We start from the raw sequence: 26,118 nt of genomic DNA, 5'->3' as shown, positions 1-26,118 counted from the left end.
TTTCAATGATTGCATCTTTTTTGCCTTTTTATCCTTTATATCAATTTTTACAAGTTTTACTATAATCATGACGAATTGGCGGCGAATGATCCGATGAGTAGGAATGTTATGTAAGGCTGTAATAAATCTCTCTGATTGATGACTGAGGCATATTTAAAGGGTTCTTTGAATTTCAGCGAAGCTTGATTACTAAAATACCATATGGAAATAACTGCACAACTAAAAGAAAAGATTCTTCTAAAATGAATTTCATATAAAGGAGGATAGTGGCAATATATAATTAAAATCTTGGTCCGGAAATTAATTAAAAGCTTCTAAGCACCGTCGTCTATTTTGTAATAAGTTGAAATAAAAATAAAAGCCCATCAGCAAAAAAACCGACAAGCCTACCAATATTTCAATTGTATACTTCGGATTAATCATCAATTCTTATTTCGAACCTAGATACCTGCCAGGCGCACTGATACAACCGTGTTTTTGGCTCAGCGCTACAACCTGCGGCGTAGATTTAGGTCGAATATATAAAGTTTATATTTTTGATGAGGATTTGTATGTTATGATCATATCACATAGGAACTAATGTTCGCAAGTGATATTATGTAAATATTTTATCTTTTTTTGAATTTTCCAAACCAGTAGTAATGACAATTCTGAAATAAACTTGTGTCTTTTATGGAATCTATTGTTAAACAGAACTATCTTTATTTTTTACATAGAAGTATATAGAAAGAATGGAGTTACATATTTTATGATCCTGGGTCCGCGTGTTTTAAAAACGGGTATTGCCGTTACAATTTCACTATTAATTTGTTCAATCCTCAATTTACAGCCTGCTGTATTTGCCGGAGTTGCGGCTGTTTTTACGATTCAGCCGTCTGTATATCGTACCTGGAGGCATTTGCTTGACCAAATTGTCACCAATGTAATCGGTGCATTGACCGCTCTTTTTTCCATTTACTTTTTGGGCGATAGTCCCATTATGATCGGTCTTGTTATGATTTTGGTTATTTCGCTATGTTTGAAATTAAACATGGAAGGCACCATTCCCCTTACATTGGTTACGGTTTTAGCCATTATGAGCGCTCCGGCTAATGAAAGTCTGGATTTCATTTTAAATCGGTGTTTAATCATTTTTATCGGCGTTGCTTGTGCGATGGTCGTCAACTTTGCCATTTTGCCTCCAAATTACAAAAAAAATTACCTGAATAAAGTGAATTCTGTATTTACTAATCTTTCATTGCTTTTACGTACGGCGATTTCAAATGAAATGAAGGAAAGAACATTTCAGGAACACCATGCAAAATTGATCATTGATATCGGAAAACTTGAAGAACAATATAAACTATTTAATGAAGAAAGAGGGAATCTTGTAAAACTAAACGAGCTGAATGTCAGGGAGATCGTTGTATTTAAGCAAATGCTTAAAACCATAAAACAGGGAGAACAAGTGCTTGAAAATATCAATGAACACTATTTCCAGAGCAGGGCAAATGATCAGGAAGATGAATTTTTTGACCGTCATCTTGAAGATTTGATCAAAGATCATGAATACGTGCTGCTTAAATTTGAAGGGAAAATAAAAGTGGATGAGAATGATGTAGAAAACGGGATGATGAAAAAAAGTGAAGCGTTCTTTGAGCAAATCCTCCACCAATACTTGCAGAATAAAGAACACAAATTCCGGCTGATGATCATCGCTTCTTTCATTGTCGAATATAGCTACCAATTGCGTCGGTTAAATCAATTGACCGATCAATATCAAGCTTCAAAAAAGGATTAAATATTTTTTCCATATTATATAAATGACCCCCTGTAAAAAACACAGGGGGTGTATGCGTGTTTAGTTCAATTTATTTTCCTCTTGTGATGTCTATGGACATCGTTTTATAAAGATGCTTGTTGAAGTCATTCCGGTTGGATTGCATGGAACGCCAAAGATTTCCCAATAATCTAGGCATCATTTGCTTTGACGGAATTTGATCATGTTGTAAATAGTAGAGGTAATATTTTAAATATAAAATGCCCGTTTTGGGAAGGTGGAGGCCATAAAAGTATTGCTCATTTTCGGATATCGTTGAGAAAGATAACGACTCGGCACCTGTTACAAAGCGGGTTTCTTTTTGATTGTAGAAATTTGATATATAATTCAGCTTATCTATTACGACAGGGTCGTCATCTCCGTCGGCATTCGCAAACCGGGAATGCATAAATGGGGACAGTGAACGGATATCCTTTATAAAAACGGAAACGTGTGCATATGCCTTATCAAAACCCTCAGAAATGGGAGTGAGTCCTAAATGATTCATTTTTTCGATAAGCGGGTATCTTAAACCGCTATCGAGATACTCAGGAATAAAGACCTGTCTCGCCAATTTTAATTCTGAAAGAGAGCCGACCTTAAAGCATGTTATAAAAAAGCATTCTTCCTTCTGATTGATAGATAACAATGATGATTCCTTATCATCATTTATTACATAATCAGTGAAAATGGTTTGATCAAAGGCAAATTGCTCACCTTCTTTCCTTTCGAGTTTTTCAATCCAACCAGGTTTTTGCACCTTCACGGCTGTATGTACATACATTTCAGTTACCTTTTCCATTAATGTCACTCACTTTGCTAAGAATAGTAGAATTATTGGCATATTCCAAAACGCGATTCTTTAATTTACCCATTTCGCCGTATAAGTAATCAGTACTGTATATTAAGCCGCCGGATTTTCAGGTATATGGCAAGGAAAAAATTGTTCGCAAAATGATGGATGAATTGTTGCCATTGTGGTTGCGGAATATAAAAAAGCAGTGGGTCACCGTGAAGTTTTATTATCGACACAATAATATGGTTACTATACAATAGTTTTAAGATTGTTATATGAAGGGGCCAAGGGGATATGCATCGAAATAAAGCATTGTATGAGTTTTTATTAGATAGAACTTTGGAATTGACAGAACAATGGTATAACTCCTTGGACAAAAGCGATGAAACAGGTGTATATGTATCGACCGATCCAAAGGTTATCAAGGGTGTAAAAAATCAAAACCACGAGTTTCATAAACGTTTTTGCAAAGTGTTTGTGGAAGAGGAATCCCAATTCTTTGAAACCTTCGAAGAATGGATTTTAGATATCGCACAAGACCCGGAACATTTAAGAACACCTGTCCATTTAATACTAAGGGAATTCTTCAGGACACAACAACAGTACCTGGCTTTAGTTAAAGAGTTTGTTTCATTGCAGGAAGGAAAGTTTACAAAAGAACAGATGGATTCTTGGAATCAAATAATCATTAAGACTTTCAGTGAAGTAATGACTTGGTTTACTAGAGAGCATGATACCTATTCGCAAAAGCAGCTTCAAGCACAGCAAGAGATGATTCTGGCGTTGAGTTCACCCATTATATCTTTAACTCGTAATACCGCTTTGCTTCCGCTTATTGGTGATATTGATACCGCCCGTGCTAAATTTTTACTTGAAAATACGCTGCAGCAATGCTCAGCAAAGGGAGTAAATCATCTGTTTATTGACCTATCAGGAGTGGTCATGATTGATACCCTGGTTGCCCACCAACTTTTTCAAATGATCGAAGGCTTGAATCTGCTGGGTGTACAGTCTACTTTATCGGGATTAAGGCCAGATATCGCCCAGACAGCCGTTCAATTGGGGCTCCCATTTGATAAAGTTTCGATTACATCGACGCTGGAAAAGGCAATAAACCAGCTCTTTAATGTATAATTGGAAAAAATAAGAACTTTTTATTTCTGAGGGTACGGCCTTTTCCAGGGGAAAGGCCGTTTTATTTTTTTAATAAAATGACAGTCTCTTTCCCTTCAGTGATGGCTACCTAAAGATTTATCACATAGACTCGCCACCGCACCAAGCATATCTTATTGACGATATAAAGGAAATTGATATTAATATTGTTTTTTGCTCCGTATATAGTAAAATAGATATAGGTATTATTTACCATTATTCTATGAATCTGAGATTGTTTTTTATGTAGATGAACGGAGGCACCAACTATGGGAAGAAGTCTTCAAACCAGAATGATCCTTATATTTTCATTCGTAATCCTGGTTTCTTGCGTAATAATCAGCTTTTTGAATTATCGGTCCTATTCCAATTTAGTCATTGATACAGTCAGCAATCAAGCTAAAACGATTACTGAACAAGCTGTAAAAATAATAGAGGTTGATAAGTATGGAGAAATCAAAATAGAATCAGGGGAAACAAAATATTACTACCAGTTGCGACATGAATTGAATGATCTAAGAGAAAGAAATGGTTTGGAATATCTCTATACCATGGGTAGAAGTAAAAAGGGAGAGGGGTATGAATATTATTATTTGGTAGATGGTATGCCCATTCATGATAAGGATGCCTCCAAGTTAGGTGAGATCGAAGAAGAAGCTCAAATGTATTCAAGCTTAATCAAAGCTTTTGAATCAGGAAAGACCCAAGTGGGGGAAATGAGTGTTGATGAATACGGAGCTTTAATCTCCGCATATGTGCCAATAAAGAATTCTTCTGGAGAAGTAATAGGGATTGTGGGCGCCGATTTTAATGCTGAACAAGTCCATACTCAAATGGAACATAGCAAGCAAAATGTTATCTTAACGACTGCCATCATATTAATTGTGAGTTTATTAATTACATACTTCTTTTCAAGATTTTTAATAAATCCGCTAAAACGGCTGGCCAAACAGGTTGAATTAGTTGGGAAAGGGGATCTTTCCACACAAATTGATACAAATCGCAAAGACGAAATCGGTCTCTTATCTGTTTCTTTTCAAAATATGATCCATGACTTAAGGGATATTATCGATGGAATTAACAATAATACACTTAGGCTCAATCAATCCTCAAATCAGTTATTGGTCAATTCGGAAGAGGCGCGTGTCGCAAGCAACCAAATAACTGCCTCCATACAAGAGATTGCTGGAGGGACTGAATTACAGTTTGAAAGTACTGAAATATGTGCAACATCCATTGGAGAAGTGACGGGTGGCATTCAGCAAATTGCCTTTTCCTCCTTGAATGTTTCAAAGCTGGCAGAAGGATTGTTAAATGGCGCAAATGAGGGATTTCAGCTAGTCCAAAATTTCATACAACAAATGGAGGCAATAAATACTACAGTGGGCGAGGCTTCAAGCTTCATTAAAACGCTCGAATCAAGATCAGAAGAAATTCATGAAATCATTCAGGTCATCAAGGATATTTCTTCCCAAACGAATTTACTTGCTTTAAATGCTGCTATTGAAGCTTCGAGGGCAGGCGAGACCGGAAAGGGGTTTGCAGTAGTTGCGGATGAAGTAAAAAAACTCGCGGAGCAGTCTGAAAACTCTGCGAACCACATAGCTGAATTAATTCACCATATAAATCAGGATACTCAGCTTACTGTTGAATCAATGGATAAAGCTGTCTCAGCAACTGGGGAGGGCATCAGGATTTCTGAAGGAACGGGCCGGTCATTTGAGACAATCCTGTTTTCAATAAAACAAGTAGTTTCAGAGATACAAGAAGTGTCAGCAACCTCAGAACAGGTTTTCAATTCGTCGAAGGAAGTTACAAATGCTATTGAGCAAACAACTCAGATTGCCAGGAAAACAGAAGGCAATACTGAAAAGGTGGTAAATGCAACCGAAGAGCAGGAAGTGTTAGTTGCTGACATTGCCTCCTCCATACAGGAATTAAATCAGATGTCTCAGGGCTTAAATGATTTAATCCGTAAATTTAAACTACAATAAATTTCAACGATCTCCAGGTTTTAAGCCTATAAACCTTTGAGAATCATGGTTTTAGAAACTAACGAAGAAATCGTATATTTACTTGTTGGGATTGCCAATAAGGAAGCGGTCAGTCCCCCAAGCGCTTGACAGCGATATCGTCTTTGGGGGACTGACCCCGGTTATTCCGGAGTCCCATAAAGAATTTCAGAGGTCAAAAACGCCCCGGCAGGTGGCAGACCCTGGCTGCCAACGGGAGGTCCAGTAAGAGCTGACTCAGTAGTAGCCACCCAAGTTCCAAACTGGCCTGCTTGCAGTGATGGGGGTTTCATCCTCAGCCGTCCCCTGAAAAGGAAATGGCGAACTCTTATTGATGGGTCGTCAAATATAGTCAGATTCCCGGAATACACAGCATACGGTGACTCAAACTGTATTTGTCTCGTGCCTGGATTCCAATGTCCATTGATTGGAATAGGTCTTCCACGAAAATTGATAGTCCCGGTAACCCTGTTGCCTGACACGGAATTGATGTTTAAGGTGCCATAAACGACCGGTCTGCCGCCTACAGCAGCGTGGATTCCCCACCTTGATGGGGATGGAATGCTTACTTGGGTTTGCCGAACAGGTTCCAAAATGGATCTCTCCTTAAATGAATTCTGTCAGAAAGGGTATTTAATTTACTTCCAGTCAATTACCAAACTACTGTATGAATGATGGAAAAGAAGTTGCCGCCCTGTAGAAAGTACCAATAAAGTATATGCAACGAATATAAAATTGTGTATAGGGGGTACACTCCCTAAGCGCTAGGTAAACATATTTTTAATAATAATTGCATTCATGAAACGTCTATCAATTTGGCAGGCGTTTTTCTTCGCTTAAAAAAAGTAAGTCCTTTGTACATAGTACGGTCAAAAAAGAGTGAGATTCTAATAGAAAATAAAAAGAGACATTCTGGCAAACTCATTTGCAAAGAATATATTAATTTATTGTACAATGGTACATAAGTATATAGGAGGTGATATACTAGTGAATTTTGAGGCGAAACATTGGATTAGATGGGGAATTGCCGGGTGGGTTTATCTATCGGCAATATTAGCGTATTTTACAGTAAAAGACCTGAAGGCAGCCTCTGCCTTTATATTCAGTTATGAAGTTTCAACAATTGTAGCGTCAGCCACCATATTCATACTTGCGGGGATTATCCTTGGGCATTTGATCCATCAAGTCAGCATAGGCCTTGGTTTTATTATATGGACACAGCAGGCAAAGTATTTTAGGAGTGAGTATGAAATCGATAAAATCATCATAAAAAACCATCGAGGTGGGGAAATTCAAAGAATTTACAGCTATAGGCTGGGAAATTTGCATGCGTTACGCGCCCTATTTACAAGTTTGGCAATGGCCCTCACAACAGTCATTTTTCTTGCTTATGCCATTCAATATTCTACGGCCATACTGGTTTTATTGATCATTCTTTTCGTCCTATTTGTTATAGTGTTTATAAACTATAGATATTTCTACAACAACTTCAATTACTTTGTTGCTAATATATTGATTGAATTTCAGAGTAAATGATCATGATAGGGGGTCAGTCCCCCGGCGCGTTAAAGCAGTAACGCAGTGGGGGACTGACCCCGTTATAACTTTATAATATGGAGTAGCTGCTATCTTTCGTATCGGTTATAAACATGTGACCGGGAGCGTGGGTAATCATTAATTCCGGTTTGCTGGACATCGCGACCGATTGGGGCGTTACTCCGCAAGCCCAAAATACAGGGACCTCGCCGTCCTTGATTGTTACCGGATCCCCAAAGTCCGGCTTAGAAATATTTTGGATCCCGATCTGTTCAGGATTGCCGATGTGAATTGGCGCACCGTGTACAGATGGGAATCTTGAGGTAATTTGAACTGCCCTTATAGCATCGGTGGCTGAAAAGGGACGCATGCTGACTACCAAATTTCCGTGAAACACGCCTGCCGGTTCACAAGGAATGTTTGTGATATACATCGGAACATTCCTGTTTTCTGCAATATGGCGAATCTCCAGCCCGTTTTCAACAAGGGGAAATTCAAACGTGAAGCTGCATCCGATTAAAAAGGATACTAAATCATTTCTCCAGTAAGTTTCAATATCATTAACTTCCCTGACAAGCTCGCCTTTTTTATAAATAAAATACTTAGGCACTTCATAGCGCAAATCTGAATTCGGCGCTGTCAGCCTTGGAACCGGGGAACCAACATCCGTCACTTCAATCAGCGGGCATGGTTTCGGATTTCGGTGGCAGAAGAGCAAGAAGTCATAGGCCAAGTCCTTAGGCAGTATGACGAGATTTGCCTGGGTATGCCCATGGGCAAATCCCGCGGTAGGACCGGTAAATTCGTTCTTTCTTAAAAGTTTGCGTAGTTCAGAAAGTTCGATATTTTTATCCATGTGATTATCTCCTTGGTGTGTACGTTCCATCAAAGTCCTTTTTACCAAACTTTAATCCGATTTTTCATTTGAATTATACTAAGGGCTGGAGTTTGAACCTATTAACAAGTTTAATAAAAGATATGTGATGATTCTAAATCCAGTTTCGCTTAATAACCATGTTTACATACCATCATTCCGAGCTTTGCTTGATACTGCCTCGTGGATCGGGGCAATAAATGTCTATTAGCGGGGTGCGTGCAGTAATAATGTGCGAAATTAGACCACCTACCACAACCTATATAGCAAGACACATAAAGAAATAGGGATCAAACTATTATGAGGGAAGGTATGTAAGAAATACGATCATCAAATTATTAGTTTGATACCTGGATTGTACCAGTAGAATTTCCAATTTTCCTTATAGCTTTGTGGATGGATAAATTGCCCGATGGATTATCGTTATAGTATGCATCTAATTGATCAATGAAATAATACTCCTCAACGATAATGGTAAATCCACTGCTTCTTAACTCTTCCAATTCGGTTGCAACCTGTATATGTTTTTGGTTTCTATCCAAAGAATTCCAATGTTCTGCAGATGAATTTCCATTTAATTCATTTTTATTACAGGCAGCTAAAATAAAGATCAATAAAGAAGTTACTATAAATACGTATAATTTTCTACTCATTCCTAATCTCCTATTCTTTTTTACCTTACCTTGGTTCCTGAAATGTATCAACTAAAAACTATTTCCTTTCTTTTGTAAACGTATTAGCGGAGCTAATGATCTATTTTGTGAAGGAATTGACCGCAGATCCTACTGAATAAACAAATAAACCGCATGCCTATGATCAGGTACGCGGCTTTTTAACCTTCAATGGTGGTAGTGTTTTTCGTACGATACAGGACACAGCCCCCGTGATCACAATTGGACCCATCTTCACGCAATAGGTGATTTATCAAATGGTCGGCATTTTGTGAAATTTCCTGGAAATAATTTTTCTGTGGAACATTGGAATAAAAAAATAAAATAAAATTCTTGTTGTTGCAAATAATATGGGCAATTACAAGGAACGCAAAAGTGTTTTGAAGGAGCGGAAAAATGGAGAGAAACACCACGATTGATTTTATTAAATTTTTTGCCATATTTGCTGTGGTAGTCATTCATGTATTCCCAAGGGATCACCATATAGGATTATTTGTTCTCGACAACTTTTCAAGATTTGCCGTTCCCTTCTTTTTTACTGCATCTGGCTATTTGTTTGGTAAAAAAATCATATATACAGGGGATTCGCTTGATTATTTTAATAAATATCTTGTGAAAATGATAAAACTGTATGTATCCTGGCTTTTTTTTTATATCATTTTTGATTTTCTTAATGTGTATAAAGAATCTGCTGATCTAGAAAAGGCAATGGAACAATACTGGAATCATTTTTCATTTTTGGACCTGACGTATTATGGAAGCGGAACCAGCGGATATCAGCTGTGGTTCTTAAGCGCGCTAATTTGGAGTGTTATCATTCTTTTCGCATTTTTTAAACTTCAAAAAGTTAAGTTTCTTTTAATTGTGAGCCTAGTTTTACACTTGATAGGTCTTTGTGGCCAGTCGTATTCAGTCTTTTTTGATTTTCCATATATCACTCGTGATGCATTATTTTTTGGTCTTTTTTATACGAGTTTGGGCAGCTGCTTTGCTTTTGATAAAACCTTTAAAAAGGCAAGGCTATTTACCGCAAAAACATACTTATCATTAATTGTTTTCTTCTTTAACATTCAAGCGGCAGAAGGATACATATTAGAAAAAATATTATCAGGAAGGCATGGAGAATACTTTCTTTCTACCATATTTTTAACCTTCTTTCTTTTTTTATTTGCATTAAATAATCCATCTTTGGGAGAGGGGCTGTTCACCGCTAAAATAGGTGCCAGAGCTGTAGGGATCTATATTGTTCATGTCTTTTTCATAGATATCTTTGATATGATTTTATCGGAGTTAAATAAGGATGAAATAGCTGATAATTTATTGCTAAAGCTATTTAAAACATTCGTTATTTTTTCGATCTCGTATGCGGCTTATGATTTACTTCAATATGTAAAAAGACGAATAAGGGGACGAAGGCTGTCTAAACCAGTTAGTTGAATTTTACGCGAAAGGAAGGGTTTACACATATGAAAAAATTAAACATGTGTAGGTACAGGTAAGAACATGCATAAACTGTCAGCAATTCGAAGTCTTTTCTATTTATAGGAGGGTATTATTTTGCTTTTACAATGCTACGCATCAACCTTCTTAGTCTTAATAACATAAAAGTAAAAATAAGTTATCATTAAAAGAAAAATTGTTAACTCTTAATTAGTTCGGTTAATTATGTTTGGGTGAATACTCATTTTCGACTTTTTATATCATATAAATATTTTATGTAAACTAAATAAGGTGATAAAAAGCAAGATCATCATGATCTTGCTTTCAATTTACGTATAAAGTCTTTTCGTTTGGCTCTTTCAGCATCTAGTGTTTTTCCACCCACTTGCCGTCACTTTCCTTTTTATATTTCTTTTTGACGGCACTCCAGGCTACTTTAAATGCTGTTTCTTCTTCCTTATATTCCTCACTGGCCGAATTAAACGCTTCTTTAAAAATTTCTTGGGCGTGATGGGGTAAATGATCTTTTACTGCCTCTGGAAGCTCATTTAAGGAATTATAAGGCATGTCGCATCATCCTTTTTATCTTTTCTTTTTCCAAATATCTATGATTTTAAACATTTGAACACTTAAGATGACCAGTAATATGCTTAGGGATTATGGCGTGGATATTGTCTGGGAAGCTGTTAATCTAATCGTTGATTATGCATTCGATATTTTAAAATTACACAGGATAGGAGCCGGGGTAATGCCCCATAATTTAGCATCGATATGTGTATTGGGAAAATCAGGTTTCCATAAAGAAGGACTGGCGAAGAAAAATGTAAAGACCAACGGAAAATGGGAAGACCATCAGGTGCTGTCCATCCTAAACCCGAATGATTGACTCAGGTTAAAAAATATAAGTTAACGGGTTGATTCCTGAAGAGTAAAGTCCCTTTTTTATGTCTGTAAATGGATTCTTGACAGAGTGAACAAGCGGTAGATAACCGATATGTCTATAAAATTTTCATACGAAGAAAAACTATTTTTAAAAAAATATTTTATGCTTGAATTGATAAATAAAGCAGGAATGGCGCCATAATAATTTAACCGCGTACGCTCAATTTGGTTTTTTGAGGAATACATTTTAGAATAAACATATATCAATATGTGAGGGAGCTTGATCATATGAAAGTATTCGTAGTTGGTGCAAATGGCCAGATTGGACAACACCTGATACGTTTGTTATCTGAAAGCGATGAACATTCAGTGAGAGCAATGGTAAGAAAGCGAGAGCAAGCAGAGTCTTTTCAAACATTGGGTATAGAAACTTCCATAGTCAATTTGGAAGGAACCGTCGGGGAGATTGCGGAAGGGGCAAAGGGCTGTGATGCCATCGTATTCACCGCGGGATCCGGCGGGCATACAGGAGCGGACAAAACGCTATTGATCGATCTGGATGGAGCTGCCAAAACGGTAGAAGCTGCCGAAAAAACGGGGATCAAAAGGTTTATTATGGTCAGTGCCCTTGGTGCGCATAATAGGGAAAACTGGAACGAAAAAATTAAACCGTATTATGTAGCCAAGCACTATGCAGATAAAATTCTTGAACAAAGCACGTTAACGTATACCATCATCCGTCCGGGAGGGCTATTAAACGAGCCAGGTACAGGGAAAATTTCAATTGCAGAGAATTTGCTTCGATATTCCATTCCGCGTGAAGATGTGGCCAAAACCATTTTGGCATCTTTAAATGAAGAACGGACCTTCAAACGTTCATTTGATCTTGTGTCTGGGGATACTCCGATTTTTGATGCATTACAAAAGGTCTAATAGGAATTTTTTTAGCGCTCCATTGCACGATGGGGTAGATGGAGAGCTTTATAATCAATTAAAAAAGCTATGTGGTACATTTAAATTCGCTTTTTTATTCCGAAAAAGTCGTGGGCTTTTCCTATAGCCTCGACTTTTTCGTTTTAAGTACAGGGCGCATTGGTTAAAGAATTCTTTAGTTAGACTGTTCCGATATGGTTCTTAAAAAAACGGCTGGTTTTTGCGATCTAAAATTAAACAACTTTTATTTACCTCGTCTTGAAATAAGGAACGGGGTTAATCGCGTTATAGGAATAAGAGAAAGAAAAGATAAAAGGAAGGTAATAGAAGAGATTTGTGGGAGCGTTTAAAAAGGAAATGTAACCTATACTTAACAATAAGGTTACGAGCTAAAAAAAAGGAAGAATGTGGGGGGAGCCATGAACTCGCCATATCAATTGTTTGACTATCATTATAGGTGAACGGTCTAATTTCGACCAACTGGTATTGATTACCTGCTAAAGATTAATTCTTTCATGGCATTGCTGGGAATGAAAACCATCCTGATCGGATTACGGCCGGAATTTGCCCGGATTGCTGTTAACCTTGGAGTCGATTTATCTTCCCTGAATACAGTAGCTAATGTACAGAAAGCATTAGAGTCTTTAGCTGTAAAAAAAGTGGTGTAATTTTTTTGCCTTTATTTGTTATATCTATTGTAAGCGGAGAAGAAGATATTATGGCATATTACATGAGTGGCTTCAAATTGTTTTGCTGCTAAAATAGTTTTTCTACAGAATCCTCAATTTGGAATCGCTATAAACTAATTTACTTTCTATAAAATTATTTCAAAAAAACATTGACGAAGTTAGGCCAGACCTTTAGAATGAATCAAAATAACGAATAATAACTCGTATAATCTTGGAAATATGGTCCAAGAGTCTCTACCGAACTACCGTAAATAGTTGGACTACGAGAGATGAAAACATAGTCCCCATTTGAACTCTTCATATGTTCTTCTCTTTAGTCTAACTACTTCTTTAACATCAGAGAGGAGTAGACATCATGTCCAATACAGAAATCTCAAAACAAATTGCTGCTGCCGGCAAAAAAATTCCAGCTGACATCGTTATAATAAACGGGAAAATCATAGATATATTTAATCTGGACATCATCGAGGCTGATGTTGCCATTACTGAAGGGATGATCGTAGGGATTGGCGATTATAAAGGGAAAAAAACCATCGATGCAATGGGACGTTACATCTCTCCATCTTTCATTGATAGCCATGTGCATATTGAATCGTCAATGGTGACGCCAAGAGAGTTTTCAAAGCTTTTGATCCCCCACGGCGTGACAACCGCCATCACGGATCCTCATGAAATTGCTAATGTCGCAGGTGCAAAAGGAATCCAATTCATGCTTGATGATTCCGAAGGATTGCCCCTTGATGTCATGGTGATGCTGCCTTCAAGTGTACCTGCCACTCCTTTTGAAAACGCTGGAGCTGTTCTCCATGCCGGAGACTTAAAACCATTTTATCAACACCCGAGGGTGATAGGTTTAGCAGAGGTAATGGACTTTCCTTCGGTCATGGATGGTTCGCCTGACATGCTTAATAAGATTATGGATGCAGCTTCCATTGGAGCTGTAATAGACGGCCATGGAGCCGGTTTGGATGAAACAGGACTGGATATTTACCGAACCGCCGGCATTATGACCGATCATGAAAGTACGTCTGTAAAAGATGCCCTGGAACGAGTTAGAAGGGGAATGTATGTATTGATTCGTGAAGGCTCTGTCGCCAAGGATTTACAAGCCTTAATTGGGATCGTGAATGAACGGAATGCCCGCCGTTTCATGTTCTGTACGGATGACAAACATTTAGATGATTTATTGGCGGATGGGTCTGTGGACCATAATATACGCCTTGCGATACAAGAAGGTTTAGATCCTCTGCTGGCCATTCAGCTGGCGTCGCTTAATGCGGCAGAATGTTACGGATTAAAAGGAAAAGGAGCAATTGCACCCGGTTATGCTGCTGATTTCCTGCTGTTGGATGACTTAGAAACAATAGATATATATCAAGTATACAAAGATGGGAAATTAGCAGCTGAGCAAGGAGAGTGTTTAAGTCCTTTATCAGGCGAAAATACGAAAGCGGACGAGTTAACAGGTTCTGTCCATATCCATTCCCTAACATCCAATGATTTAAAAATACCAATGACCAATCATATGGCCAATGTAATAGGAATCATCCCAAACAGCCTGGTTACCAACCATCTGATCGAATCAGTGGACGTTGAAAAGCACCAATTTGTTCCTTCTATTGTAAAGGATCAATTAAAGCTGGCCGTAATCGAACGGCATCATCAGACAGGGAATATCGGGCTTGGTATAGTGAAAGGTTTTGGACTGGCTTCGGGTGCAATCGCAACCACGATTGCACATGATTCACATAATCTTGTCGCAGTGGGTGTGAATGACGAGGATATGCTTCAAGCTGTCGAGGAATTGCAAAAGCTGCAAGGAGGGATTGCAATCGTCAAAAACAAGCAGACGATTGCATCCATTTCACTGCCAATTGGGGGGCTTATGACCGATCAGCCCTTCCATCAGGTGAATGAATCGCTTCATGCCGTGGAGTGTGCCTTGCGAGAAGTTGGAGCTCCGGACACATTTAATCCACTGCTTACACTGTCATTTTTGACATTGCCCGTTATTCCGGAACTAAAGCTGACAGATAAAGGACTTTTTAATGCGAAAACAGGTGAACATATTGCAGTCCAGGCTTAATCAATTTGTTCCAGAGCTTTTGCGATTTTTAAGAAAGCCCGGTTTTTTCAATACAGCCACTAAAGAAAAAATAAAGCAGATCCCTAAGATGGATGGAAGGATCCATGCGAACATTTCCATGATTTTACCTCCTTCTATATGTAGGCCGTGTGAAATTCGGTTTATCTTTTTGGTTACCCTTTTGCGTTGAAGTTAAACCGTGATTTTTGATATAGAGCGAACTACTAGCGCTATGTACAATCTTTCAGCAAAATGCACGTATGTTTTTCCTGATTGAAGTTCTCCTAATAGGGTATAAGGTGAATACATCATATAAAGGAGTTAATCAACATGGAAAAACGAGTGGTAGGTGTTTATGAAAATGAAGGACAAGCACACGATGCGGTTGAGGAATTAAAGAGAAAAGGCTATCGTCTGGAGGATATCTCTATTGTTGCCAAAAATATCGAAGAATTAGGCCCGAATGTGGAACAAGTGCAACCGAAAAATGCTGATGGAATGATTGCCGGGGCGACAGCTGGGGGAGTAATTGGATTAACCGGCCTTTTAGTCGGAATGAGCACACTTGCCATCCCTGGAATCGGACCAATTGTGGCAGCAGGCCCGATTTTTTCCATGCTCGGCGGTGCCGTGGCAGGTGCTGCAACCAATGCGGGCGGTTTGACAGGAGCGCTGAAGGAGATGGGGCTGCCGGAAGAAGAAGCCCGACAGTACGAAGGCGATGTAAAAGACGGCAAAATTCTTGTGTTGGTAGATGGAAAACATGTGGATTCGTCTGAGTTTAAATAAAAACTTTTCATTGAAATGAAAGAAAGATCCTGGCTGCAACGAATGAAATGATTCGTTGGCCGGGATCTTTTTGCATAAAAGATTTGATATTATTCAATATACAAGAAATATCTTGATAGTGGAAGGAAATCGGGTGCCTGAAGGAGAAATGAGTAAGTTATTGGAAAATGCCTGAAGTGTCGGGTGGATGACTCAAGTCAATTAAGATGTATGCAAATAGGGGGAGAGCAATGCTTGAACAATTAGAAGTATCTTGTGTGACGATTGATCTGCCGTTTAGATTAAATCATGTACATTGTTTTTTGGCAAAGGGAGAAAATGGGTGGACGATCCTGGATTCCGGGTTGAACAATATGGTTACTGCAACCGCTTGGAAACCCGTTTTAGAAACTCATGAAGTAAGAAATATTATCATTACGCATTATCATCCAGACCATTACGGTTATGCCGGCAGGCTCCAGGAATTAACGGGAGCAAAAGTTTCCATGACAGAAACCGATAAAAACACGGCACTGGCTATGTGGGAAAAAGGCTTTAGCCATTCTTTGCGGGAAAACTATTACAAGTGCGGCATTCCTAAAGATATAGCAGATTCCATGGCAGGGAATGAGGCGGGTTTTATTTCCCAGGTTTCCCCGCATCCGAGAGTTGACAGTTATCTGCACGAAGGTGAAAAAATTGTGTTTGGTAAATATGAATACGAGATAATAGAGGCTCCTGGGCATTCCAATGGTTTGATATGCCTTTATAACAGGGAACAGCAAGTATTATTTTCCACCGACCATATCTTGCCTAAAATCACGCCAAATATCTCTTATCATTTCTATGGCGAAGCAAACCCGCTGGCCAAATTCCTGCAATCGCTGGACAAATTTAAACGGCTTGAAGCGGAGTATGTGATCCCTTCACATGGAAAGCCATTTATGAACGCAAATCATAGAATCGATGAGATTATCGCACATCACGATGAAAGGCTGTCAAAGCTGCACGAAATCATCCGCACCCCCGTTACTGTATATGATGCATGCCAAAAACTATTTGGCAAAGCATTTAACTCCCACGAAATGAGATTTGCAATAGGGGAAACCATCGCGCATCTTGAATATTTGGTCAATAAAGGGGAGTGCCATAAGGAAGAACAGAACGGGGAATACATATATACCGTGTAATTTTCCTCTATTCCTGAAAAACAGCCCATGGTCCGGTTCAATCATCATTGGCAAATATAGGAATTAAAAACTGGAAGAACAAGAATGGAATTATGTAATGTATGAAATGTTTACAGAGGGCTTCGCTTTAATTCACGAAAGAACACGGGGAAGTCTAATATACACGTCTGTCGCCTAAATTGGACAACCGGCTGATATAACTTTGAATACTTGATTCAATTCTTTGCACTGAACTTTATCTGAATTAGTAATTACCTTTTAACTAGGGAAACAAATTTACATGAATTTTCATAACAATTTGCTAGATGTCGAATACTTTGATTCAGCAAGAGTCTGGTTTTTAACTTAAAAGAGTTGGATGTGTAAGGGCCCCTTTTCTTTGAAGGAAAACCTTTTACACATCCTTTTCTTTATTTATTTCATTGCCAACGACGAATTTATCAGTGAAAAAACGGGTCCGCTGATCAGTCATCTTAACTTAATAGTGAAGGATTACCGCTAGACTGGGCAGGTGGCTCCACAGGCCCCCATGCTGTATCGTGGAAAAAAGGAAACTGAACCAATTTTTAAAAATGTTTGCGCGATTTTATAATTATTGTCTGGTACCTAATTGTATTAAACATCAATGTTATATTTTTTCATTTTTGAATATAACCAGGTACGGCTGATTCCTAAGATGCGGCTGGCAGTTGTTTTATTGCCGTGTCCTTGTTTTAAAGCCTCAATAATAAGTTCCTTTTCTTTAAGATTTACGTTTTTCTTGTAATCCAGGGGTAAAATTGGTGCATCTTCTTCATATTCATCATAAGTACTTTCTTTTACCGTAAAATTGATATCCTGGTGCTTAAGAATGTAATCAGGAAGTTCTGGTACATCTATATACCCGTCTACATTTAAATTTGCTGCCCGTTCTAGTACATTTTGCAATTCACGTATGTTTCCCGGCCAATTGTATTTTGTTAATACATTCAATGCAGAAGAAGTAATTCCCTTGATATAAAAACCGGAATGAATCAGCCTATCTATGACGGCATGGGTAATGGCTTCAATATCTTCCTTGCGTTCTTTTAGCGATGGAATATTTAACCTGAGTATATTTAATCGATAGTAGAGGTCTTCACGGAACTCACCGTTTTTTATCATGCTTTCAAGATTTTTATTAGTTGCTGCGATTATTCTCATATCTAATTTTATTGTGTGATTGCTTCCAACAGGTTCGAATTCTTTTTCTTGCAGCACTCGTAAAAGCTTAGATTGCAGGTTTGTTGGCATATCACCAATTTCATCCAGGAACAACGTCCCGTTTTGTGCAAGTTCGAATTTCCCTTTTTTCCCTCCTTTTTTGGCTCCGGTAAATGCCCCGTCTGCATATCCAAAAAACTCTGATTCCAACAAATCTCCAGGTATGGCCGCACAATTTACTTTGATAAAAGAGCCAGGAAGGGAAGAGGCAGTATGAATACCGTGGGCAAACAGCTCTTTGCCAGTCCCGCTTTCTCCGATTAATAAAACAGTTGACCTGCTTTGTGAAGCTGCGAACGCTTCCTTCTTTACTTTTTTAATGCTGGCGGAAGTTCCTATAATATCGGCAATCGAATATTTGCTGCCATTCGGACTTTTTGGATTATTTTTCATGATCGTCATACTATCTTCTAATTTACTGACTTTGTTCAAGGCATCCTGAAGCTGCTTTAAGCCCCGGAAAGTGATTTTACTGACTACGCCAACGATTTCCCCGTTATTTTTGATAGGTAAATTAGTCACCAAACTTTGTTTTGCATTTATTATTTTAGAAATGCCACTTAAAGGGATTTTTACGTCCAGAACTTCCTTGATGCCTATATCCGGAAAATTAATAAAGATTGATTTACCCATTATCTTCGATTCAGTAGTTTTAAAGAGTTCACAGAACCCTTTATTTGCCATGGTAATTATCCCATTCTCATCTACCAGAACAATGGCATCATATGCTGACTCTACTAGTGTTCTTAATTTTTCTTCCCACTGTTTGGTTATTTGAAGTTCTTTAATCAATTCTTCTACATTTGTCAAATCGTCGATCATGACCATTACACCAATTAACTTCTTATTCTCGAACAATGGATAACAGTCAACTATAAAGCTGTAACCATTTAAGTTTAGCTTTTTTTTAGGTGGCTTTTCCCTGTTAACGAGTATGTTTTCTATCATCTCCAGAATGACCTTGTTAGTAAGAATTATTTTTTCTGAATCATTTTTGACATTGATTTGAAGGATTTCCCGGGCTAATGGGTTAATCGCAGTTATATTCATATTTGTATCAACAGATAATAATCCGAAATGAAGATTGTCAAACAATAATTGAAGTTGGGATTGCAGCATGTCGAGGGTTTTCGTATAACCAAATAAAATCTGTGAGGTAGAAATAATTCCAATTAGCTGCTTGTTGCTGTCTACTACTGGGGCGTGTCCAATCATGTGGTGTAACAGTTTTTTTCTGCTTTGTAAAATGTGTGCATCTGGAAATACATAAATCGGATTAAAGTTTATTAAGGGGTTTATTGAGTCTGTAAGAGAGTACCCATTTGAAATAGCATGGATTATTTTGTTCTTGGTGAGAATGCCAGTCAATATATTATTTTCGTCAACGATGGGGATGATATTCAGCTTATATTTTGAAAAAATTTTAAAAGTTTCCATCAAAGGTGTATTGACATCACAAGATTGGAAAGAATCTGTCATGATATCTTTAACCTGCAAGATTTTCACTCCCTTTTTCGAATTTCCACATAGGACTGATATGACTAAATCCGCTTTAACTGATATGAAATTGTGATGGTCAAGATGAGTGTTGTTACTAAAAATGGACAGCTATTGTTTACATATGTTTATAAAATGTAAGCTTCCGTTAACATTAAATCACAAAATAACCAAAATAGTAAATATATTCTGAGGCAAAACGAAAAATAATTTTAAGTTATAAAACACAAACTCCTCATACAAATTCAATGGAAAAAGCTATTAAGCGACTTTTTAAAAAAATTGGCATAGATATTGCATAGTTAATGGAAAACATATATACAACAATATTTGGTGATCTGCTTTATGAGCTATTAATCTTGAATTTTCAGTTGCTAATAACCATCAATTCTGTGGCGCGGCATAACCATAGTTATACACAATGGGGGAGTTAGGATGAATTTAGGTAACTTACATTCCGGATTGGCTGTTCATGCAAGAAATAAACCTAATGAAGAAGCGATTGTTTATTACGATATGTCCAGAACTTACAAACAGCTTTTTGATCGAGTGAATGCTTTGGCTAATTCATTGATAGAACTTGGTGTCAGAAAAGGCGATCATATTGTGGTTTATATGAGAAACCGATTGGAAATGGTCGAGATTTACTATGCGGTTTCTGTTGCCGGGGCAGTTGCAGTTCCGATTAACTATATGGTGCAAGGTGAAAGCCTGCACGCATTAATAAATGACTCTGACGCAAATTTCCTATTTGTGGAAGAAGAAACCTTGCCAGCATTAGAAAGTGTACAATCAAATATAAAGACCATTACAGAAAAAACAACCATTTTAGTGAGTAATGATCAGTTGGAGGCACCGTACATTCCTTATGAATCTTTTTTATTAAAGGGCTCTACACAGGCACCGAATGTGGAAGTGAATTCGGAAGATATTGCCGCTTTGCTTTATTCGTCCGGAACTACTTCCTTGCCTAAAGGGATCATTATCACTCATGGCAACCAGATTTTCAGGGATAACGCTTTTGCAATAGAATGGAATCTAAACTATAAAGATGTAATTTTGGTAACGGTTCCAATTTATCATTCCATGGGGCATTTATACATTTTCCAGATCAGTTTATTAGGGTGCAAAATTGTTTTGACAAGAGATTTTAGTGCAGAAAACACGTTAAAACTAATCCAGGAATACAAAGTGACGCATGCCTTTTTTGTACCGACACAATACATTTTCATGCTTGAGCTGCCATCTTTCAAAGAATATGACCTTTCTTCTCTTCGTTCACTTGTTTCAGCTGGAGCTCCAATGGCAGAAATCACCAAAAAGCAAGTCCTGGAACAGTTCAGTAAGAATTTTACGGAATTCTATGGGACAACAGAAATAACACCTTTAACAAGTTTACGGCCAAAGGATCTAATACGCAAATCAGCCAGTGTAGGCCAAAGTCCTGCATTTATGGAACTTCGACTTCTTGATGAAGAGGGAAACGAAGTCGGGATAGGGCAGGAAGGTGAATTTGCAGCGAAAGGGCCAACCATGTTTACAGAATATTATAAAAATAAGGGGGAAACAAAAAAAGCAAGAACACCGGACGGCTTTCATCGAACGGGAGATATGGGGAGGATGGATGAAGGTGGTTTCTACTACATGCTCGACCGAAAAAAAGATATGATCATCAGCGGTGGGGTGAATATCTATCCAAAGGATATCGAAGAGGTGATCTATAGGCATCCGGATGTGTTAGAGGCCGCTGTCATCGGCGCGCCTGACCAAAGGTGGGGAGAATCGGTAAAGGCCTATGTTGTTCTAAAAAAGGATGCGGCTTTGGAAAAGGATGAACTCATTAAATTCTGTAACGATAAGCTCGCAAAATATCAATATATTAAACAAATTGAATTTATTTCTGCAATACCAAGAAACCCTTCTGGAAAAATACTGAAAAGGCAACTACGCAATCTGAGCAAAAAAGATGCAGCACAGCGTTCATGATGTGATCTTTACAAATAAGCTGCAATTAAGGAGTCATCAACTCAGTCTTGACAGCGTTAATGCCATATACAAATTTTATAAATATTAAGGTGGTTACGCATTTTGAACCGGATATGCGAACTGTTGGAAATTGAAGTGCCAGTATTAGAGGGAGGGCTTGCTTATGTTGGAAATGGGTTGCTAGCTGCAGCTGTTTCCAATGGAGGAGGATTTGGCCAGGTTGGCTCGGCAGGACGTACGCCGGAAAATTTCGAGAATGAGATTCTGGTAGCGAGCGAAGCAACTAATAATCCCTTTGGGGTGAATATACCAATTAGCCAGCATACGGATTTTTCTCCTTATTTGGAGATCATCAAGAAACATAGGGAACTAATCAAAGCTGTTAGCCTAGGTGCTGGAAATCCAAAAAATCTTGTGCCTTATCTTAAGGATAATGGATTATTGGTTTTAATATTAACATCAACGGCCATTCATTCAGTAAAAGCGGAAAAGCTTGGTGCCGATGTCATAGTTTGTGAAGGGTATGAAGCTGGCGGAAGTAATGGGCCATCAGAATTGACAACATTCACCCTTGTTCCTCAAGTGAAACAGGCGGTTTCCATCCCAGTAATTGCGGCGGGCGGAATTGTTGATGGAAGAAGCATGGCTGCGGCTTTGATTCTCGGTGCTGATGGAGTGCAGATGGGCACCAGATTTGTGGCGACAGAAGAATGCGAAGCCCACACTCATTTTAAGGAAGAAATCCTAGCAGCTAAGGATGACTCCACAATGATCATGACACGCATGCTTAAAGGTCCCTTACGAGTATTGAAAAACGAATATGCAGAACAAGTATATGAAAGTGAAAAAATTACCCCCACATTGGAGAATGTGCTGCCAAGAGTTCGTGGAACCTATAACAAGCTTGCCATGTTGGATGGAGATCTTAAAGGCGGGTTTATGAGCTGCGGGCAGGTTGCCAGTCTGATAGAGGAAATCGACAGTGCAGAAACGGTGGTTAAAAGGATAGCAGGTGAAGCGAGAAGAATTTTGGCAAAGGCTCAGGCTCTTTTTTAGTTATATTTCCTTAATTTTTTAAAAAAATGGATTCTAAGTAAGGTTGAAATGGAAAACAAAACGGTTGTTCTGTCAATTCGAAATAATGTTGGCATTATTTTTTTAAACCGGCCTGAAGCAGGGAATGCAATTGACCTCGACATGGCAAAAGAATTGATGGCAGCTGCCATTTTCTGTTCGGAAAATGAAGAAATCCGTGCCGTGGTCATTACTGGGGAAGGAAAAAAATTTTCAGTAGGAGGTGATTTAAAAACTTTTACAAAAGAGGGCAAAGAAATTGGTTCACTACTGAAAAATGTGACGGCTTACCTCCATCAGGCAATTTCTTATTTGACGCGCATGAACAAACCGTTAATGGTGCAGTAAATGGAGTGGCAGCAGGGGCCGGCATGAGCCTTGCATGTGCCTGTGATCTGGTGTATGCCTCAGAAAATTCAAGTTTTGTTATGGCGTATAATCGAATTGGTTTAACACCGGATGGGTCAGGAAGTTATTTTCTGCCTCGTATTGTTGGCATGAAACGGGCATTTGAGCTTATGTATACCAATCGGAAATTAAGTGCAAAGAGGCACATGAATGGGGAATCGTAAATCACTTTGTATCTGGGGACCAATTAATGAAAGTCGTCATTGATTTAGCAGAAATGCTTGCAAAAGGGCCAATGAACGCGTTCGGCAGCAGTAAAAAGTTATTCTATCATGCCTTTCAAGAAACCCTCGAAACTCAAATGGCTATGGAGTCGGAGTATCTCGCAGAACGGGCCAATAGCAAAGAAGGAAGAGAAGGGATTGCTGCGTTCATAGAAAAACGTGAGGCAGTTTACTTCAAACTTTGACCAAATAATATCCAGAATTGAGGCCTGAAAATGAGAACCCATAAACTTGTTGTCATGGCCATGTTATCATCTATGTCGCTTGATTTGATGTGGCTAGGTTTTCCATTAATACCGATAGCGCCTTATCTGAAATTCGAACCTGGTTATGTTCCTTAGATAATCGCTGCACTCACGTTAGATCCTTTTGCTGGAATCGTGGCGTTAATTTAAAAAATGTATACATTCCATTTAATCTAGTAAAAGGATCGTTAAATACAATTTTGTCCAACGTTGTACGGCGTCTGGTAAAATGGAGAATTGTTACATCTACCATTTTAAGATCTGAAACCAACCAACACCACAATGCAGGACTATAAAAAACCTTTTTTTGAAAGCGTTTGCGGCGATTGAAACAAGAGAAGAATAACCATCAAATCTTTGGCAGAGTGCGTGAATAAGTAGAAGCTCAAAATGGACCATATAGTATTTATTCTATTAATTTTCGGAATATTATGAAAATATATAGAGGAGGTGGTGTGAATAGAACAATTCTTATGAATAATGTAGGTGATTTAGTAATCTATCTATTATTTTGGAGGAGGAATGGGTGTTGACAGATTCATACCAAATTGGGATTGATATGGGTGGGACGTTCACCGATATCGTAGTTATTAATCAAAAAGGCGAGATGTGGACAGACAAAGCAGATACAACTCCCAAAAATTTAATTGAAGGATTACTGACTAGTCTTGACAATGTTTCCGGACAGATGGGGATTTCACGTACTTCATTATTGAATCAGTGTGACCGATTTGTGCATGGGACAACAATTGTTACAAATAGTATAGCAGAGTTAAAAGGGGCCAAGGTCGGCCTGTTAGTAACAAAGGGCTTTCGTGATACATTACGGATTGCCAGGTCTCCAAGAACGGATGATAGAGACCATCATAAGCAAGTAAATGTCCCTGATATAGTTGATAGAAAGTGCATTTTGGAAATTGAGGAGCGTATCGACAAAAATGGCAAAGAAATAGTGGAAATGAATTCCCGGCAAGTGGAGCAAGCAGTAAAACAGTTAGTGGAAGAAAATAATGTGGAGGCAATTGCAGTTTGCCTTCTGTGGTCATTCCTAAACGCTGAACATGAACAGCAGGTGAAAAAGATTATTGAGTCAAAATATCCTTCAGTTTATGTAACGGTTTCATCAGAGCTATACCCGGTGATGCGTGAATATGAACGTATGGTCACCACTACATTAAATGCGTTTACAGGACCGAAAGTAGTGCGTTACGTCGATCAAGTCCAAAGCACGCTTGAGGAAATTGGACTTAAATCATCCGTGGTATTTATCCAGTCGTTTGGCGGAAGTTTAAGTGCTGATGAAGTGCGCCTTGCCCCCATCACATTAGTGGATTCCGGTCCGGTTGGCGGTGTTTTGGGCTCGAACCACCTTGGGACCACTTTGGGTATCAAGAACATGATAACCGGTGATATGGGTGGTACCAGTTATGACTGTTCGGTAATCGTAGATAATAAGTTTTCCAAGACCCAGCGTGTTTACCTTCGGGAATTCCTGACGGGTCTAAGTAAAATAGATGTTACTGCCATAGGATCCGGCGGGGGATCGATTGCATGGCTGGATTCAAGGGGGGTTCCGCAGGTTGGGCCCCAAAGTGCAAGCTCCGATCCTGGGCCTGTTTGTTATGGCCGGGGCGGAGACCAGCCTACCGTAACAGATGCCAACGTAGTACTTGGATTTATTGACCCTATGTATTTTCTAGGTGGCAGAAGGAAGTTGGAGAAAGAAAAAGCAGAGGAAGTATACAATGAAAAATTAGCCTCAAAGCTGGATATGAGCATTACTGATGCCGCTGCTTCGGTGTACCAATTGGTAGTTGCCTCTATGAGTAATGCAGTTCGCGGGGTAAGTGTCGAACGGGGGCATGATCCCAGTGAGTTTACTTTTGTGGCTTATGGCGGTGCATTGCCTATATTTGCAGCCGAAATTTGCCGGGAAATCGGGATTAGAAAGGCTGTAATCCCTAGTACATCTGCTGTTTTTTCAGCTCAAGGATTGCTAGCAGGCGATGATGTGCGAAACCTCGTAAGGTCTTGTTTCTGGAAACCGGGACAGGAAGTAGACAATGTCAACAAAATACTGGAAGAAATGGAAGAACAAATAAAAGCAAGCTTATATGCCAGTGGATTTAAAGATGGTGAATATGAAATTCAGAGATTTGGTGATTTCAAGTTTGAAGGGCAAATTTTTGAATTGCCAGTTCCTATACCTTCTGGCAGGTTAACTAGAAAAACTCTAGAGGAGATTGCAAATAATTTTGCTCCTCTTTATGAAGCGGAATATGGTCCTGGAACGGCATGGGTCCATTCTCCAGTAAATATGTTTACTGTCAGGGTAACCGGGATTGGGAATGTTGAAAAGTTCCAGCCAAAGAGCTATTCGGACAATCCGGTTAAAGCCGAGGATGTTCAGAAATCAACCCGGCAAGTATTTTTGCCAATGGAGCATAAATGGACGGATATCCCTGTCTATGATGACCGGGAGATTACACCAGGCTCTAAATTTGTCGGACCGGCAATTATCGAACGGACACAAACAACCATTTTCATTCCGGAAGGCACGATTGCCACAATGGATAACTACAGAAATTATTTGTTAGACCTATAATCCACTAATG

General features: G+C 38.7%; 21 protein-coding genes, 2 pseudogenes and 1 riboswitch. Of the genes and pseudogenes, 16 read left to right on the top strand and 7 right to left on the bottom strand.

The genetic code is table 11. The features are described 5' to 3' along the window. Positions 1–748: 748 nt before the first annotated feature. Entirely contained in the window at positions 749–1,780 is a 1,032-nt protein-coding gene (locus tag D0466_RS03720) for an FUSC family protein (protein ID WP_117321208.1), read from the top strand. A 70-nt stretch (positions 1,781–1,850) separates the two neighbouring features. Here D0466_RS03720 and D0466_RS03715 read toward each other — a convergent pair whose 3' ends face one another. Beyond that, positions 1,851–2,600, bottom strand: coding sequence for a hypothetical protein (locus D0466_RS03715; protein WP_117321207.1), 750 nt, complete (start codon positions 2,598–2,600; stop codon positions 1,851–1,853). Between the two features lie 288 nt (positions 2,601–2,888). Between D0466_RS03715 and D0466_RS03710 the strand changes: the two genes are divergently transcribed. Both D0466_RS03710 and D0466_RS03705 read left to right on the top strand, forming a co-directional pair. Next, positions 2,889–3,728 carry an STAS domain-containing protein gene (locus D0466_RS03710; RefSeq protein WP_117321206.1) on the top strand — a complete coding sequence of 280 codons (840 nt, stop codon included), beginning with the start codon at positions 2,889–2,891 and terminating at the stop codon, positions 3,726–3,728. Between the two features lie 287 nt (positions 3,729–4,015). Beyond that, a complete protein-coding gene (locus tag D0466_RS03705) occupies positions 4,016–5,740 on the top strand; it encodes a methyl-accepting chemotaxis protein (RefSeq protein ID WP_117321205.1) in 1,725 nt (574 codons plus the stop codon). 161 nt (positions 5,741–5,901) lie between these two features. Here D0466_RS03705 and D0466_RS03700 read toward each other — a convergent pair whose 3' ends face one another. Beyond that, positions 5,902–6,351, bottom strand: a complete 450-nt coding sequence (locus D0466_RS03700) for a hypothetical protein (RefSeq protein ID WP_117321204.1) — start codon at positions 6,349–6,351, stop codon at positions 5,902–5,904. Positions 6,352–6,745: 394 nt separating this feature from the next. Between D0466_RS03700 and D0466_RS03695 the strand changes: the two genes are divergently transcribed. Beyond that, positions 6,746–7,294, top strand: coding sequence for a BA5345 family protein (locus D0466_RS03695; protein ID WP_117321203.1), 549 nt, complete (start codon positions 6,746–6,748; stop codon positions 7,292–7,294). Between the two features lie 70 nt (positions 7,295–7,364). Here the strand turns inward: D0466_RS03695 and D0466_RS03690 are convergent, their stop codons facing one another. From D0466_RS03690 to D0466_RS22500, 3 genes are all read right to left on the bottom strand, one after another. Further along, positions 7,365–8,150: a putative hydro-lyase gene (locus D0466_RS03690; RefSeq protein WP_117321202.1), complete on the bottom strand. Its 786-nt coding sequence runs from the start codon at positions 8,148–8,150 to the stop codon at positions 7,365–7,367. A 356-nt stretch (positions 8,151–8,506) separates the two neighbouring features. Beyond that, positions 8,507–8,821: a hypothetical protein gene (locus tag D0466_RS03685; protein ID WP_117321201.1), complete on the bottom strand. Its 315-nt coding sequence runs from the start codon at positions 8,819–8,821 to the stop codon at positions 8,507–8,509. Positions 8,822–9,000: 179 nt separating this feature from the next. After that, positions 9,001–9,279: a hypothetical protein gene (locus D0466_RS22500; protein WP_199484530.1), complete on the bottom strand. Its 279-nt coding sequence runs from the start codon at positions 9,277–9,279 to the stop codon at positions 9,001–9,003. Here D0466_RS22500 and D0466_RS03680 point away from each other — a divergent pair. Further along, the gene (locus D0466_RS03680; RefSeq protein ID WP_117321200.1) at positions 9,236–10,276 is read left to right on the top strand and encodes an acyltransferase family protein; all 1,041 of its coding nucleotides are present in this window, start codon (positions 9,236–9,238) and stop codon (positions 10,274–10,276) included. The genes D0466_RS22500 and D0466_RS03680 overlap by 44 nt on opposite strands. A 369-nt stretch (positions 10,277–10,645) precedes the next feature. Here D0466_RS03680 and D0466_RS03675 read toward each other — a convergent pair whose 3' ends face one another. Beyond that, positions 10,646–10,846 carry a ChaB family protein gene (locus D0466_RS03675; RefSeq protein ID WP_117321199.1) on the bottom strand — a complete coding sequence of 67 codons (201 nt, stop codon included), beginning with the start codon at positions 10,844–10,846 and terminating at the stop codon, positions 10,646–10,648. 94 nt (positions 10,847–10,940) lie between these two features. On the opposite strand from D0466_RS03675, the pseudogene D0466_RS03670 reads away from it, so the two are divergent. From D0466_RS03670 to D0466_RS03650, 6 genes and pseudogenes are all read left to right on the top strand, one after another. Further along, positions 10,941–11,165: pseudogene (locus D0466_RS03670) on the top strand (GNAT family N-acetyltransferase); the annotation flags it as partial. A gap of 284 nt (positions 11,166–11,449) precedes the next feature. Then, a complete protein-coding gene (locus D0466_RS03665; protein ID WP_117321197.1) occupies positions 11,450–12,094 on the top strand; it encodes an SDR family oxidoreductase in 645 nt (214 codons plus the stop codon). Between the two features lie 515 nt (positions 12,095–12,609). Next, the gene (locus D0466_RS22040; RefSeq protein ID WP_233522523.1) at positions 12,610–12,762 is read left to right on the top strand and encodes an STAS domain-containing protein; all 153 of its coding nucleotides are present in this window, start codon (positions 12,610–12,612) and stop codon (positions 12,760–12,762) included. A gap of 202 nt (positions 12,763–12,964) precedes the next feature. Then, positions 12,965–13,066: riboswitch (purine riboswitch) on the top strand. Between the two features lie 72 nt (positions 13,067–13,138). Further along, positions 13,139–14,869 (top strand): adenine deaminase, encoded by a 1,731-nt coding sequence (ade, locus tag D0466_RS03660; RefSeq protein ID WP_117321196.1) that lies wholly within the window; start codon positions 13,139–13,141, stop codon positions 14,867–14,869. A gap of 330 nt (positions 14,870–15,199) precedes the next feature. Then, entirely contained in the window at positions 15,200–15,658 is a 459-nt protein-coding gene (locus D0466_RS03655; RefSeq protein WP_117321195.1) for a general stress protein, read from the top strand. Positions 15,659–15,888: 230 nt separating this feature from the next. Further along, the gene (locus D0466_RS03650; RefSeq protein ID WP_117321194.1) at positions 15,889–16,827 is read left to right on the top strand and encodes an MBL fold metallo-hydrolase; all 939 of its coding nucleotides are present in this window, start codon (positions 15,889–15,891) and stop codon (positions 16,825–16,827) included. A gap of 615 nt (positions 16,828–17,442) precedes the next feature. Here D0466_RS03650 and D0466_RS03645 read toward each other — a convergent pair. Continuing rightward, positions 17,443–19,566: a sigma-54-dependent Fis family transcriptional regulator gene (locus D0466_RS03645; RefSeq protein ID WP_117321193.1), complete on the bottom strand. Its 2,124-nt coding sequence runs from the start codon at positions 19,564–19,566 to the stop codon at positions 17,443–17,445. A 435-nt stretch (positions 19,567–20,001) separates the two neighbouring features. On the opposite strand from D0466_RS03645, the gene D0466_RS03640 reads away from it, so the two are divergent. The 5 genes and pseudogenes from D0466_RS03640 (at position 20,002) to D0466_RS03625 (ending at position 26,108) form a co-directional block, all read left to right on the top strand. Beyond that, positions 20,002–21,552: a class I adenylate-forming enzyme family protein gene (locus tag D0466_RS03640; RefSeq protein ID WP_117321192.1), complete on the top strand. Its 1,551-nt coding sequence runs from the start codon at positions 20,002–20,004 to the stop codon at positions 21,550–21,552. Positions 21,553–21,654: 102 nt separating this feature from the next. Further along, complete coding sequence (locus D0466_RS03635; protein ID WP_233522522.1) at positions 21,655–22,608, top strand: NAD(P)H-dependent flavin oxidoreductase; 954 nt, start codon at positions 21,655–21,657, stop codon at positions 22,606–22,608. A gap of 48 nt (positions 22,609–22,656) precedes the next feature. After that, a complete protein-coding gene (locus tag D0466_RS22495; RefSeq protein WP_199484500.1) occupies positions 22,657–22,974 on the top strand; it encodes an enoyl-CoA hydratase/isomerase family protein in 318 nt (105 codons plus the stop codon). A gap of 23 nt (positions 22,975–22,997) precedes the next feature. Further along, a pseudogene (locus tag D0466_RS23565) lies at positions 22,998–23,443 on the top strand (enoyl-CoA hydratase/isomerase family protein). A 589-nt stretch (positions 23,444–24,032) separates the two neighbouring features. Beyond that, positions 24,033–26,108 (top strand): hydantoinase/oxoprolinase family protein, encoded by a 2,076-nt coding sequence (locus D0466_RS03625; protein ID WP_117321190.1) that lies wholly within the window; start codon positions 24,033–24,035, stop codon positions 26,106–26,108. Positions 26,109–26,118: the final 10 nt, after the last annotated feature.

The sequence above is a fragment of the Peribacillus glennii genome (genome assembly GCF_003429105.1).
GTDB lineage: Bacteria > Bacillota > Bacilli > Bacillales > DSM-1321 > Peribacillus > Peribacillus glennii.
Note: the sequence above shows the minus strand (reverse complement) of the source record. Positions and strands in the feature narration are given on the sequence as shown.

Excerpts from the sequence above, each read along its gene's own strand:
- D0466_RS03720 (WP_117321208.1), top strand. The coding sequence starts at position 749 with ATGATCCTGGGTCCGCGTGTTTTAAAAACGGGTATTGCCGTTACAATT.
- D0466_RS03715 (WP_117321207.1), bottom strand. The coding sequence starts at position 2,600 with ATGGAAAAGGTAACTGAAATGTATGTACATACAGCCGTGAAGGTGCAA.
- D0466_RS03710 (WP_117321206.1), top strand. The coding sequence starts at position 2,889 with ATGCATCGAAATAAAGCATTGTATGAGTTTTTATTAGATAGAACTTTG.
- D0466_RS03705 (WP_117321205.1), top strand. The coding sequence starts at position 4,016 with ATGGGAAGAAGTCTTCAAACCAGAATGATCCTTATATTTTCATTCGTA.
- D0466_RS03690 (WP_117321202.1), bottom strand. The coding sequence starts at position 8,150 with ATGGATAAAAATATCGAACTTTCTGAACTACGCAAACTTTTAAGAAAG.
- D0466_RS03685 (WP_117321201.1), bottom strand. The coding sequence starts at position 8,821 with ATGAGTAGAAAATTATACGTATTTATAGTAACTTCTTTATTGATCTTT.
- D0466_RS03680 (WP_117321200.1), top strand. The coding sequence starts at position 9,236 with ATGGAGAGAAACACCACGATTGATTTTATTAAATTTTTTGCCATATTT.
- D0466_RS22500 (WP_199484530.1), bottom strand. The coding sequence starts at position 9,279 with ATGGCAAAAAATTTAATAAAATCAATCGTGGTGTTTCTCTCCATTTTT.
- D0466_RS03675 (WP_117321199.1), bottom strand. The coding sequence starts at position 10,846 with ATGCCTTATAATTCCTTAAATGAGCTTCCAGAGGCAGTAAAAGATCAT.
- D0466_RS03665 (WP_117321197.1), top strand. The coding sequence starts at position 11,450 with ATGAAAGTATTCGTAGTTGGTGCAAATGGCCAGATTGGACAACACCTG.
- D0466_RS22040 (WP_233522523.1), top strand. The coding sequence starts at position 12,610 with ATGGCATTGCTGGGAATGAAAACCATCCTGATCGGATTACGGCCGGAA.
- ade (WP_117321196.1), top strand. The coding sequence starts at position 13,139 with ATGTCCAATACAGAAATCTCAAAACAAATTGCTGCTGCCGGCAAAAAA.
- D0466_RS03655 (WP_117321195.1), top strand. The coding sequence starts at position 15,200 with ATGGAAAAACGAGTGGTAGGTGTTTATGAAAATGAAGGACAAGCACAC.
- D0466_RS03650 (WP_117321194.1), top strand. The coding sequence starts at position 15,889 with ATGCTTGAACAATTAGAAGTATCTTGTGTGACGATTGATCTGCCGTTT.
- D0466_RS03640 (WP_117321192.1), top strand. The coding sequence starts at position 20,002 with ATGAATTTAGGTAACTTACATTCCGGATTGGCTGTTCATGCAAGAAAT.
- D0466_RS22495 (WP_199484500.1), top strand. The coding sequence starts at position 22,657 with ATGGAAAACAAAACGGTTGTTCTGTCAATTCGAAATAATGTTGGCATT.